This window comes from Lysinibacillus sp. 2017 (assembly GCF_003073375.1).
GTDB lineage: Bacteria > Bacillota > Bacilli > Bacillales_A > Planococcaceae > Solibacillus.
Map to the genome: position 1 here is coordinate 1,780,625 of NZ_CP029002.1, position 13,249 is coordinate 1,793,873.

Genomic DNA, 13,249 nt, shown 5'->3' on the forward strand with positions numbered 1-13,249 from the left:
CGATACCTCGCCTTTTGTGTACACATTTATAATTGTACACGCTTCTTAACTGTGCGGATGGAACCTCGTGATAAGCTGAATTGCTAATCACGAGGTTTTTTGTGTCCTTAAATACACAATACATCCAACATACAGCCATTAGGAGGCATTTTCATTGAACTTACAAACATTAGGCTTTAACACTTATTTTGAAACACAATTAAACGAATTAACAATTAATACAACGAATAAAATTCCAGCACGCGTCATTTTAGAGCATAAGCATTCTTACCGCGTGATAACAGAACAGGGAGAGTGGCTAGCGAGTATTTCTGGAAACTTTGCTTTCAATTCGTATAGCCGAAAAGACTATCCAGCAGTTGGCGACTTCGTGTTAGTCGAACAAATGCCAGGAGAAGAGCGCGCCATTATTCATCATCTATTTGAACGAAAGTCAAAATTTACGCGTAAAATGGCAGGTCAAGAAATGGACGAACAAATCGTTGCGTCCAATGTTGACATCGTATTCCTCGCAATGAGTTTAAATGCGGACTTTAATGTACGTCGGTTAGAGCGTTATTTAATCGCAGCGTGGGATTCAGGTGCAAAACCAGTCATCGTATTAACAAAAGCAGATCTTTGTGATGACGTCGATGCTTATGTACAAGAGGTGGAATCAATTGCATTTGGTGTCGAAATAATCGTTGTAAGCGCGGTAACAGGTGAAGGAGTTGAAGTGTTACGAGAAATGTTGTCAGAAGGCATGACGGCAGCACTGCTCGGATCATCAGGAGCTGGTAAATCAACATTGACGAATGCGTTAGTCGAAAATGAACAAATGAAAGTTTCAGGGATTCGTGAAGAAGATGCAAAAGGGCGTCATACGACTACGCATCGTGAATTAGTTTTACTTCCCACAGGTGCTAGCTTAATCGATACACCTGGAATGCGTGAATTACAGCTTTGGGATCAAGGGGATAGCTTAAGTGCAAGTTTCTCTGATATTGAAGAGCTTGCTGAAAATTGCCGTTTCCGTGATTGTACACATAAAAAAGAACCACATTGTGCAATTCGTACTGCGATTGATGAGGGAACAATCGAAGAAGCTCGTTTAAGAAGCTATTTTAAACTACAAAAAGAACTCGCATATATCGAGAAAAAGGCAAATACTGATGCATTGCTAGCAGAAAAACGAAAGTTTAAACAAAGTTCAAAAAGCAGTAAAAAATAACATAACAACTTTTCAAGCAGGTCAGGAAGTATTTCCTCACCTGCTTTATTTTGAATTAACATATTTCATCGAAACAACTGGTACAATATAGTATAATTGTAAAAAAGGGGGAATTGAGTATGGTGAATTGGCTATATGTAATAGTTCTAGGAATTATTGCAGGATTAGTTAGTAGTATTTTTGACGTTCCATTATGGATTCTACTGATTGTCTTTATTGTCTTGGCAATCGCTAAGATTTTACATATGTATTACATTGCCTTCTTTTCAACTGACATGAATAAAGTGAAAAAGTACATCATTAAAAACAAAAAAGATCCATTCATGAATTTTCTATTAGTAGTGGAATCAGGTACGATGGAACAAGAAATTGAAGCATCGGATAAAGTGATTGCACATTATAAACAGCCAACGATGAAAAACACATACGAAATGAACCGTGCCATCCGATTAGAAGATTTTGAACGAGCGCATGAATTTGCCGATAAATTAATGAAAACGCCCTATGGACCTTACGGCAAAGCTTTAATTGCTGCCAGTTTAGGAAATCGAGTTGAGGCAAAAAGTTATTCATTAAAGTCGGATTGGATGGAAGCAGCGATTGATGCAGAGCTTGCATTAAAAGAAAACAATAAGGCTGCTTTTGAGAAGTATTCTAAAAAAGCAATTGAAGGAACTAAAGGTATTCAACGTTTTCTCTTTATACATGGCTTCAACAAATCGATTAAAGAGCATAATTTACACCAATAAAGTGTCGCGAATTAAAGATCGCGATTACTGTCACCAATTTTATAATCTTGATGAAACGAGTTCCTCCTAATACGAGGGCTCGTTATTTTATTTCAATTCCCGAAATATTTCCGAGCATTTATCTGAATAATTTAGTAAAATAGAAATTGTACAATTATTTTGAAAGCGAGGCTATATCAATGACAAATACTACATATCCACAAGTCTGGGATTTAGATGTCTTTTTCCCAGGAGGCAGTGCATCACCCGAGTTGAAGGAGCATATCCAAAATTTAACGCCAAAATTTGAAGAGTTAAAAGAAAAGGTAACGAATTTACAGGTGCCTATTTCTGTTGAAGTAGCAGGTGATATAGTAAGTATTATAGAAAACATCAAAGATACAATGATGAATATATCGCAGGCTGGTGCCGTTCTTTCTTGTTTAACTGCTCAAGATACGACAGACCGTGAAGCGTTACTATTACAAGGTCAATTATCAGGTATTGCGGCAAATTTTTCACCGATTTTAGAAAGCTTCAACCAAAAAATTGGTCAAATCGATCAAGCGATATTTGAAGCTTTACTTGAAACAGAGGAGCTTGCTCAATTTGCGTTCATTTTAACAGAATGGCGTGAAAAGTCGAAAGAATCCTTATCAGAAGATGAAGAAGCATTGATTTCAGCATTAGGTGTTGATGGTTATAGCTCTTGGGGGCAACTGTACAGCATGTTAATCGGCGACATCAAAGTGGAAGTCGAAGTAGATGGTGAAAAGAAATTATTATCAGTAGGCCAAGCAAATAACTTAAGCTCACATAAAGATCGTACGGTACGTAAAGCGGCATTCGATGCATTAGAAAAAGTGTTTACTGAGCGCGAGGAATTTTTCGCAAAAACATTAAATCATTTAGCAGGCTTCCGTTTAGCGGTATACAAAAAGCGTGGTTGGGAATCGGTAACAAAAGAGCCACTTCAAATCAACCGCATGAAGCAAGAAACAATCGATGCAATGTGGGGAGCGATTACTTCACGTAAGGCCACTTTCGCAGACTACTTAACACATAAAGCAAAAATGCTAGGTACAGATAAATTAGATTGGTTCGATTTTGATGCACCTGTAACGGATTCAACAGCAACAATGGACTACCAACAAGGCGCTGAGTTCATTTTAAAACATTTTGGTCGCTTCGGTTCTGAAATGGAAAGCTTTGCACGCACAGCTTTTGAAGATGGTTGGATTGAGGCAGAAGACCGTGACAACAAACGTCCTGGTGGTTTCTGTACAAGTATGCCACTTTCACAGCAATCACGTATTTTCATGACGTATTCTGGAACAATGTCAAATGTATCAACATTAGCACATGAACTTGGTCACGCTTTCCATACGTATGCCTTACGTCCAGTGCATCCTTTAAACACGCGTTACGCAATGAACGTGGCAGAAACAGCTTCAACATTTGCTGAAATGATTGTAGCAGATGCAGCGGTGGAAGAAGCGACAAACGAGCAAGAAAAAATCGCACTTTTAGAAGATAAAATCCAGCGTTCAGTGGCATTCTTCATGAATATCCATGCACGTTATTTATTTGAAACGCGCTTCTATGAAGAACGTAAAAATGGTGTTGTCTCAACTAAACGTATTAATGAAATTATGGAACAAGCACAAGTAGAAGCACATGCAGGTGGACTTGGTGAAACGCATCCACACTTCTGGGCTTCGAAAATGCATTTCTATATTACAGGTGTACCGTTCTACAACTTCCCGTACACATTCGGGTACCTATTCTCATTAAGCATTTATGCAAAAGCAAAAGAAGAAGGTCTTGGTTTCGAAGAGAAATACATGGCATTACTACGTGATACGGCAGTCATGACAGTAGAAGATTTAGCGATGAAACACTTAGGAGAAGATATTACAAAACAAGATTTCTGGTTAAAAGGAATCGCCCTTTGTGAGAAAGACGTTGAGGAATTTATCGCATTAACATCTAAATAAATAAGAAAAAGCATCCTTTCTACAAATTATGTGGAAAGGATGCTTTCATTTTACTACTTTTTTCGTAACGTAAAATCGAGTGTATCCGCATCACGGATTGTAATGGTATAGGTTCCGTTTACTTGATCGTGTTGAACGTCGATATTTTCTAGGTGTTTATCGTATTTAAAGATGATTTCGTTATTTGCTGACTTGTATAACACATGCAAATCATCACGCTTTACTTCAAAGTTTGGTGTAAAATCAGGATTCCGGTCCGTAAATTCACTAATGAATAGTTTCGAACCTTGTTCTACATAATCATCACGGTTCACTTCTGGAGCAATAGCATGATAAACATTATTTACAGATGCTTCAAGTTCAATATAGCGACCATTTTCAAATTCCGTATCAATTGCACGTTGTAAGCGCGGCGCTTGCTCCTCTGCAATCGTTGGCTGAATCGTTTCATACAATTCCTTCATCAGCATTTTTGTTTTCTTCTTATCCGATGCAATCGGTGTAGCTTGTAAGAAGGTTTCCATGAAAAATTTGGCTGGCTCACCATCTGACTGCTTATCAAGTACATATAAATTTTCTTCTAACGGATCATAATTCATACGGATTAACGCACATTTTTGTACGCGACTTGTTGCATCAGGTAAAATATTTTCAATTGTTTTTAGGTTCAGTGTTTCTAAATCAATTTGGACTGCATCTTTTGGATCTAGCTTTAATAATAAAATGTACGGCTCGCCAATTAGCTCAATATGCGCAACGAAAACCGAGCCATTACTATTCGACACCGTTTGCATGATTTGATAAAGCTTATTTGATAAATCATTTGTTAGCGATAGAAAATGGGTGTCATCTTGATACTCAACGTAGCGATTCATTTTCGTTAAAATATCATTGTCGCGATCTAAAAACTTACAGGCTACAGATTTTGGACTATTAAATGTGGCATCAATGTATTGCTCGAAAAATTCACTGTATACATTCTGTTCTAGCGCGGACAGATCCATCGTTTGACTGGCTGATACGAAACGGCTTTGTTCCATATCAAGTAACGTCACCGCCATGCGCTTCATTTGGATGGAAAGTGTAGTTTCTACTTCGTTCATATTAGTTATGCTCCTTTTTACTCCGATTTTTTTAGTATAACGGACTACGCAAAATTTTGCACGATAGGCTCGTGATTTTACAAATATGAACATATGTGCTATTATAAATAAGTGCTATTTTAGATAGTGGTATGAATGGGTTGGCATTCTGCTAGTGTTTTTGAGGATACTTATTCACACTGGCGCAAGCTAAAGGGCTGCAAGGACATAGTAGCAGGTAGGGACTATGTTGCTTAAGTTAGAGAAAATTAGTGGAATTTTACCGCGGTTAAAACTGGAGTTATGCTACTCCGAATAAGATATAAATTCCCCGGATGATCGGGTTGAGACTTTCATTTATTTATAAAACTATCTATTAAATACTAGAGGGGGCCCCTTTCCATTATGGAGAGGCTGGCCCCCTTGTCCAATTTAAAAGGACTTTTTGTTTAGAAATACATAAAAAAGTGAAAATAAAAACCATCTAGCATGTACTAGATGGCAAAGTAAGAATAAAATATTAGTCCGTGAAGCATAAAGAAGTTACGTAAGCAAGCATTAAAAATAACCCAAGGCCAAGTACGATCGAAGTGTTCATTATGTTACCTCCTTTGAAAAACCTACAATTTCTTCCTAATTATTGTACAATGAATACAAAAAAGATGAAACCTTTTCTTCGGGCGTTCGTATATAAATATAAGGAATTGTTAAAAAATTATACATAAATTAAGTAGGTGGAATTCATGAAAAAATGGTTATATAAAACACTTGTTGCCACTGTAGCATTATGTACGTTTGGAATGATTACGCCAAATCATGAAATATGGGCGAATTTTGAAGACGATCGTAATGCAAAATCAGCTTTAGAACATAACACGACAAACGATATAGCAAGTGCGTATCAATTAGATGATTTTATTGTCGATAATAATGAACAGCCAACTATTGGAACTTTTATAGAAGCTGCAAAAGAACAAGCCTATATGAAGTTCGGTACGCGAGTTGGACCCGTTATAGAGGACGAATTTGAAATGAATATTTTCCCGAAAATCGAAGAAGCAATTGAAGCGACAGTTGCGCGCTTAGAAGACGATAAATTACGCTCCTTAGCGATCACAGAAAAACCAAGTGGCGAGTATGCAGAAAAAATCTTCCACATTGTGGACAACGAGACAAATCGAGACGTCATTCGTTTCCATGTTCGTACTGAAAATCGACCTTTTGAGGGCTATTACTACAACTTCCATTATCATACATTTGAAGACCAGTATGTGAAACACTATGATCTTGGTGAAATTTACTGGAGCAAAAACACACCGCCAAAATGGTTGTCATAAAACGTCTGAAACACTCGTAAAATTTGCGGGTGTTTTTTTGTTATATTATTGGGATATCGACGTTTATTTCGTACCTACAAAGAAGACCAGACTCACGAATGAGTATCTGGTCTTTTTAGCGTATACGCCTGAATTAATTTCCGCAAAATAAAAACTGACGAACGCAATAAGTGCATGAGTTAATGGAAAGAAGAGGATTTAGTACGAAAATTATTTTCCATTATTGTTATCTTTGTTTTTTTGTTTGTCCATATTTGAGAAATCTTCTTCTTTACCAGCTTCCATGTTATAACTTGGGTTGTTGCTTACTCTTGTATGAGAAGCGGCAGCAACATCCTCATCATCTAATGGTTTCATCAGAATAGGTATTGATATTAACCCTGCAAGTCCAACAAGGGCATAAATTATTCTTGACAACCCAGATGTTTGCCCACCAAATATAGAAGCAACTAAATCAAATTTGAAAAACCCAATTAGTCCCCAGTTTATTGCGCCAATTATTACTAGAACCAAAGCGATTCTATACAAAATTCCCATCGTGTAACATCTCCTTCATTTTTAGATGCGAAGCTCCTCATAATTAGAAAAGATATACGAAAGAACCTCACTATCGATGTCTCCAATTATTTTTCCCAGTAACCATTTATTTATACAATTTATTAATGATGAGAACTAACAAGTGAAATTAATTATGGAAGCCATTTCTTGAGATTTTACAGTAACTTTACAGTGCCTTATAGAAGTATTTTGGTTTGATTCCTTAAAAAGTTCAACGTGTTAGTAGTCCCAAAATACACCTCAAAAGAATATGCTATACTATATAAAATAACAATTAATTATTGAATCTCTACACTTAAATCTTGTTGTGACAGGGGTTATGATGGACAATAACACCACCAAAATGGATGTCATAATTTCATTTAATTTAACCTCTCTGGTTTTTAGGAAGTTTTCTAATAAAAATTTTAGAAACGAAAGAAGGTAGCAGGATGAAGAAACTGTATATGAAACAAAAAATCATGAGCTTACGTGGGAAATTTATGGTAATGGATGAACAACAAAATGATGTGTATACCATTGAAGGTAGCTTTATGCAAATTCCAAAATCTTATACCATTTTTAATACGAAACGTGATGAGGTTGCTGTTATTTCAAAAAAGGTATTTAGCTGGCTACCAAAGTTTTTTGTAGAAGTTGATGGTCGTGAAGTGCTAACAATCAAAAAAGATTTTACATTTTTTAAAGCAAGCTATTCGATTGATGCTGCTGGAATAGATGTAAGAGGCAACTGGTGGGATATGAATTTTGAAGTTTATCAAAATGGGGAGGTTATAGGTCAAGTGAGCAAAAAATGGCTTTCTTGGGGTGATAGCTATGAAGTGCAAGTATTGAATGAAGATATGGAAGCCATTATCATCGCCATTGTTGTAGCCATTGATTGTGTGAAGGCGGATCAAGCAACTGCTGCGAATTCAGCCTCGGTATAATATTCTATTCGCAGTAGAAAAAAATCCCAAAATTTAAAATTTTTAAATTTTCAAAAAATAATTTTAAATGGTGAATTTCAACAGGAAAAAGGTTAAACTAGTAATAGACTATTATAAAGGGGGACTGCCGATGATAACCGGTCAGTTAGAGCGAGCATTCCAATTAGCGGAAAAATATAAGCTCGACGTAAGTACAATTTTAGAATTAAACAAGATCATTGCAAAAGAAGTAAACTGTTCACCAATTACTGAAGAAAAAATTTTACAACAAATGATTCAACTTATTGGAAATAACAAAATAATCCTCAAGGAGGCTACTTAAAAGTTGGAAAAAACAATCGAACTTTATGATGATTTAGACACATTTGATTAAAGGCGCTACTCAGCGAATGCAATACGAGTAGCGCCTTTTATGTTGCCTTTTTTAGTGAACGATGCTGCTCCACCGAAATTAATGGGCATTTTACGTAATACCCTTTATAATAAAACACAGAATGTTTCAAGGAGTGATAGGCATGACACACGCAGATAAAACGTATTTAAATCTTTTACAGCATATTTTAGATAACGGAACAGATAAATCAGACCGAACAGGTACAGGGACAAGAAGCGTTTTTGGCTACCAAATGCGATTTGATTTACAGGAAGGCTTTCCACTATTAACTACAAAACGTGTCCCTTTCAAACTTGTAGCAAGCGAGTTACTCTGGTTCATTAAAGGAGATACAAATATTCGCTACTTACTTCAAAATAAAAACCACATATGGGACGAATGGGCATTTAAAAAGTGGATAGAATCTAATGATTACAAAGGACCTGATATGTCGGATTTTGGACGACGTGCGCTAGTTGACGAGGAATTCAACGCTCTATACGTAAAAGAATTGAATTCATTTTGCGAGCGGGTTTTATCTGATGATGACTTTGCCAATAAATATGGCGATTTGGGTAATGTTTACGGCAAACAATGGCGCAATTGGACAACTTCAGAGGGTGAATCGTTAGACCAATTACAAGATGCCATTAACCAAATTAAAAACAATCCAGATTCTCGCCGTATCATCGTTAATGCATGGAATCCAGAAGATGTTATTAATGCGGGTGCAAAGGGATCTAAAGCTGCATTACCGCCTTGTCATGCGATGTTCCAATTTTATGTGATAGACGGAAAACTGAGCTGTATGTTGACACAACGAAGTGGAGATACTTTCCTTGGAATCCCGTTTAACATCGCTAGCTATGCGCTTTTAACACACTTAGTCGCACGTGAATGTGGACTCGAAGTAGGAGAGTTTGTACATAGTATTGGCGATGCACATATTTATTCTAATCACTTTGATCAAGTAAAAGAGCAGCTTTCGCGTGAGCCAAAACCGTTACCTACTTTAAAAATTAACGAAGAAAAAGGTTCCATTTTCGATATGGAATTAGAAGATTTATCAATCGAAGGGTATGACCCACATCCATCAATTAAAGCACCAATTGCAGTGTAAAAAACTTTTTAACTATTTTTTGCTTTATGGGTAATTTGGTATATAATGTATTATGTTGATATATTAAATTAAAGTGAGTGATTTTATATAATAATTACGAAATAGAATCACTTTAAAATAAGGTGGAAATTTGATTATGGGTATGATGTCTTTTTCGGTTGGATTTATTTCTTCAGGTGCTTTGTTGTTTCTATACATTAAGCGAGAGAAACAAAAATGGAAACTAAAAACTATGAAAGAAAGTAGTATTTTCCAGTTGGTAGAAAGCTCAAAAGACATAATTTATTATTATGAATCGGCCTTTACCTATCACTATACGAGCCCTTCAGTTGAATATTTCTTAGGAAAAGGAATGCTTGATAGACTTTATAACGATTCAAATACACCTTTTGAAATCATTCACCCCGACGATTTAGAGATTATGAGGAAAAAGGCAACAGGCAAAATTGATTATAGTAAACCAATCATTCAACGTCTTCAAGATATGGATGGTAATTACAAATATTTCGAGGAATATGCAACACCTATTTATGAGAATGGGCAAATAATTGCAGTTCAAGGAATTATGAGAAATATTGATGAAAAGATGGCATTGCAACAAGATTTACAATACAGAATTTCCCATGATGGATTAACGGATATTCATAATCGACATTACTTTGATCAAGAAATGAATAAATACAATGAATTGATTAACACTACTGTAGGTATGATTTTATGTGATTTAGACGAATTAAAATGTTTGAATGATCATTTTGGACATAAAATGGGCGATACTTTAATTAAAGAAGCTGCAAAACTTTTAAGTGATTATTTTGTTGAGGCAGAGGTCGTTTCAAGAGTGGGAGGCGATGAATTTGCGATTATCATCGTCAATCAAGACAAAGCCTATATTGAGGAAATATGCCAAAATTTATTCGCGAAAATTGATCAATACAATCAAACTCAAGATGAATTTCAAATGAAGTTATCAATTGGTTTTGCGTTTAGTGAAAGTTCAATTGGGCAAATGGAGCACTTATTTGCTGAAGCAGATGCACGAATGTATGAAAATAAGCGTGAAAAAAAAGAGCAATTATTAATTAAAAATCGCTAAAATCCACATTATTTCTACTCATAAGTAAATAACGTTTACGCTAATCCATAAATGATAACTAAGAAAGCACTTAACTTGTTGAAATGGAGTGATAACAATGATTTCACTAATTGTGGCACATGATAAAAATCACGTCATGGGCTATGAAAACGGTATGCCTTGGCATTTACCAGGGGATTTAAAATATTTCAAAGAGATGACGATGGGCAAGCCAATCATAATGGGCAGAAAAACATTTGAGTCAATTGGACGTCCATTACCAGGTCGTCGAAATATTGTTATTACACGGAACACAGCATATGAAGCAGAAGGTGCAGAAGTGGTAGGGAGCTTGGACATAGCTTTAGAAATGGCAAAAGACGCGCCTGAAATTATGATTATTGGCGGAGCGCAAATCTTCGAGCAAGCGATGTCACTTGCTGACAGATTGTACATTACATTGATTAATCATGAATTCAAAGGGGATACATACTTCCCTCAATACGAAGACTGGCACAGAACGTCTTGCCTCGAACCAATTGAAGCAGCAGAAGGATATACGTTTCAATACTGTATATTTGAAAAAGAATAAATGAAAGCCTTGTTACAAAGTGAAATTTGTGAGCGAGGCTTTTTGTTTATATTTAACAATCTACCGCTATTCCATTGGTATTTTTACTGAATATTTTAAAAAATACTTTGAATTTTGTAGAAAAAAGATTATAGTAAATGACAAAATATTAAGTCATACATATGAAGGTGAAAAAATGAAAACATATAAAATAGCGGTTATCCCAGGAGACGGAATTGGGAAGGAAGTTGTCCCAGCTGCGATTCAAGTATTAGAACAAGTTGCTAAAAACGATGGATCATTTCAATTTGAATGGACTTACTTTCCGTGGGGCTGTGATTATTATTTAGAAAACGGTGAGATGATGCCAAAGGACGGAATTGAAACACTTAAAAAGTTCGACCAAATATTTTTGGGTGCAGTGGGTATGCCAGAACAAGTTCCTGATCATATTTCTTTATGGGGATTACTCATCAAAATCCGTCGTGAAATGAAACAAGCAATTAATGTACGACCAGCGAAATTATTAAAAGGACTTGATTCGCCGTTAAAAAACCCCAATAATTTTAATATTACAGTTGTAAGAGAAAACTCAGAAGGGGAGTATTCTGAAAGTGGCGGACGTATTCATCAAGGCCAAGATGAAATTGCTATACAAAATGCTATTTTTACGCGTAAAGCTACTGAGCGTGCGATGCGCTATGCTTTTGAGTTAGCCAAGAATTCCCGTGGTCACGTAACGAGTGCAACAAAATCAAATGGCTTAACGTATTCAATGCCGTTTTGGGATGAAGTTTTTGCTGAAGTGAAACAAGATTACCTAGACATTGATACAGCGGTAAATCATATCGATGCATTGGCCGCGTTCTTTGTGATGAAGCCACATGTATTTGACGTTATTGTTGCTTCGAATTTATTTGGCGATATTTTAACAGATTTAGGTGGCGCTATCATGGGCAGTATTGGGATTGCACCAGCTGCGAATTTAAATATTGAACGCGAATATCCATCCATGTTTGAACCGGTACACGGCTCAGCACCTGACATTGCAGGAAAAGGCATTGCCAACCCAATTGGTCAAATTTGGACCGGGAAAATGATGCTTGATTTCTTAGGTCATCATGAAGCAGGTCAAAAAATGATGGATGCGATTGAAGCGACACTTGAGAAAGGTATTAAAACAGGTGATATTGGTGGAAGTTCGACAATGGAAGAAGTCGTAACCGAAATTTTAAAACAGTTAAACTAATTTACTTTTCATGGACCCCTTCTCGGAGGATTATTTATAACACAATTAGGGGTACTGATCGCATTTAAAACAATCGGTCTCGGACTTATTATTATTGGTACCACTGGTATATTGCTGCGAAATTTCATCTGGAAGCAACAAAAACCGACAACAGAACCAATTGTGGGATAATTAATAGAATTCCTCAAACAAAAACATCTCTCCTTTAAGTAATCCTTGAGGAAAGATGTTTTTAATTAAACTATTATAAAAATTTGCGAACTCTATTTTGATTATAAATAGAAATATACACAACCGACAATACATCCACAACCTGCAATGACAAATAAGTGCCAAATTGCATGATTGTATGGCAAACGTGTCCAAGCATAAAAAATCGCACCAAATGTAAATAATAAGCCACCTGCTAGTAAAAGCATAAAACCGTCCATTGTTAAGTAGGTGATTAACGGTCTAATCATAATAATAATTAACCAACCCATGATGATATATAAAAGTAATGAGAACTTTTCGAATCGGTGGATAAACAAGCATTTAAATATGACACCAAAAATAGCAATGCTCCAAATAATACATAGCATAACAATGCCAAGCGTCCCTCCGATAGCAATAAGTAAAAAGGGAGTATATGTACCAGCGATTAAAATATATATCGATGAATGATCTAAAATAGAAAAAAACCGTTTATATTTCTCGGGAACACTATGTAAAAGTGTTGACATTAAAAATAATAGTATAAGTGAAGTACTAAAAATGGAAAATGAAGTGATTTGTGCTGCCGAACCATTTAAAGCAGCATAAACAATTAAATAACAACTAATCGGAATACTTATAAGTAATCCTAATCCGTGTGTTAGGGCATTCCAATGTTCTTCATGTTTGTTTTTATAATCAAAAGCTTGTGATGTTTGCAAATTGTTTCACGCTCCTTTATTTATTTTAGTATAGTTTATAGAGGGGATTAACACGATTGCATTATGTCATAATGTTATTCTAGAATATGTCATGTTTGTTACATGA

General features: G+C 35.8%; 13 protein-coding genes. 10 read left to right on the forward strand and 3 right to left on the reverse strand.

From position 1 onward, the window contains the following. Nucleotides 1–154 precede the first annotated feature (154 nt). The 3 genes from rsgA to DCE79_RS08575 all read left to right on the forward strand — a co-directional run bounded on the left by rsgA (nucleotide 155) and on the right by DCE79_RS08575 (nucleotide 3,935). Nucleotides 155–1,210 carry a ribosome small subunit-dependent GTPase A gene (gene rsgA / locus DCE79_RS08565; RefSeq protein WP_108712643.1) on the forward strand — a complete coding sequence of 352 codons (1,056 nt, stop codon included), beginning with the start codon at nucleotides 155–157 and terminating at the stop codon, nucleotides 1,208–1,210. Between the two features lie 119 nt (nucleotides 1,211–1,329). Then, entirely contained in the window at nucleotides 1,330–1,959 is a 630-nt protein-coding gene (locus DCE79_RS08570) for a hypothetical protein (protein WP_108712644.1), read from the forward strand. 179 nt (nucleotides 1,960–2,138) lie between these two features. Continuing rightward, the gene (locus DCE79_RS08575) at nucleotides 2,139–3,935 is read left to right on the forward strand and encodes a M3 family oligoendopeptidase (protein ID WP_108712645.1); all 1,797 of its coding nucleotides are present in this window, start codon (nucleotides 2,139–2,141) and stop codon (nucleotides 3,933–3,935) included. A gap of 53 nt (nucleotides 3,936–3,988) precedes the next feature. Here DCE79_RS08575 and DCE79_RS08580 read toward each other — a convergent pair whose 3' ends face one another. Continuing rightward, on the reverse strand, nucleotides 3,989–5,038 hold the full coding sequence (locus DCE79_RS08580; protein ID WP_108712646.1) for a nucleoid-associated protein: 1,050 nt from the start codon (nucleotides 5,036–5,038) through the stop codon (nucleotides 3,989–3,991). Between the two features lie 722 nt (nucleotides 5,039–5,760). Between DCE79_RS08580 and DCE79_RS08585 the strand changes: the two genes are divergently transcribed. Then, nucleotides 5,761–6,354 carry a YpjP family protein gene (locus DCE79_RS08585; RefSeq protein WP_108712647.1) on the forward strand — a complete coding sequence of 198 codons (594 nt, stop codon included), beginning with the start codon at nucleotides 5,761–5,763 and terminating at the stop codon, nucleotides 6,352–6,354. Nucleotides 6,355–6,564: 210 nt separating this feature from the next. On the opposite strand, the gene DCE79_RS08590 is transcribed toward DCE79_RS08585, so the two are convergent. Further along, nucleotides 6,565–6,891, reverse strand: coding sequence for a DUF378 domain-containing protein (locus DCE79_RS08590; RefSeq protein WP_108712648.1), 327 nt, complete (start codon nucleotides 6,889–6,891; stop codon nucleotides 6,565–6,567). A 452-nt stretch (nucleotides 6,892–7,343) separates the two neighbouring features. Between DCE79_RS08590 and DCE79_RS08595 the strand changes: the two genes are divergently transcribed. The 6 genes from DCE79_RS08595 to DCE79_RS08620 all read left to right on the forward strand — a co-directional run bounded on the left by DCE79_RS08595 (nucleotide 7,344) and on the right by DCE79_RS08620 (nucleotide 12,229). After that, the gene (locus DCE79_RS08595) at nucleotides 7,344–7,841 is read left to right on the forward strand and encodes an LURP-one-related/scramblase family protein (RefSeq protein ID WP_108712649.1); all 498 of its coding nucleotides are present in this window, start codon (nucleotides 7,344–7,346) and stop codon (nucleotides 7,839–7,841) included. Between the two features lie 130 nt (nucleotides 7,842–7,971). Beyond that, a complete protein-coding gene (locus tag DCE79_RS08600; RefSeq protein WP_108712650.1) occupies nucleotides 7,972–8,163 on the forward strand; it encodes an ABC transporter permease in 192 nt (63 codons plus the stop codon). 193 nt (nucleotides 8,164–8,356) lie between these two features. After that, nucleotides 8,357–9,334 (forward strand): thymidylate synthase, encoded by a 978-nt coding sequence (locus DCE79_RS08605; protein ID WP_108712651.1) that lies wholly within the window; start codon nucleotides 8,357–8,359, stop codon nucleotides 9,332–9,334. 136 nt (nucleotides 9,335–9,470) lie between these two features. Next, on the forward strand, nucleotides 9,471–10,430 hold the full coding sequence (locus DCE79_RS08610; RefSeq protein ID WP_108712652.1) for a sensor domain-containing diguanylate cyclase: 960 nt from the start codon (nucleotides 9,471–9,473) through the stop codon (nucleotides 10,428–10,430). A gap of 97 nt (nucleotides 10,431–10,527) precedes the next feature. After that, nucleotides 10,528–11,001 (forward strand): dihydrofolate reductase, encoded by a 474-nt coding sequence (locus tag DCE79_RS08615; protein WP_108712653.1) that lies wholly within the window; start codon nucleotides 10,528–10,530, stop codon nucleotides 10,999–11,001. A gap of 175 nt (nucleotides 11,002–11,176) precedes the next feature. Then, nucleotides 11,177–12,229, forward strand: a complete 1,053-nt coding sequence (locus tag DCE79_RS08620) for a tartrate dehydrogenase (RefSeq protein WP_108714469.1) — start codon at nucleotides 11,177–11,179, stop codon at nucleotides 12,227–12,229. A gap of 272 nt (nucleotides 12,230–12,501) precedes the next feature. Here the strand turns inward: DCE79_RS08620 and DCE79_RS08625 are convergent, their stop codons facing one another. Continuing rightward, complete coding sequence (locus tag DCE79_RS08625) at nucleotides 12,502–13,143, reverse strand: PAQR family membrane homeostasis protein TrhA (RefSeq protein ID WP_108712654.1); 642 nt, start codon at nucleotides 13,141–13,143, stop codon at nucleotides 12,502–12,504. Nucleotides 13,144–13,249 lie beyond the last annotated feature (106 nt).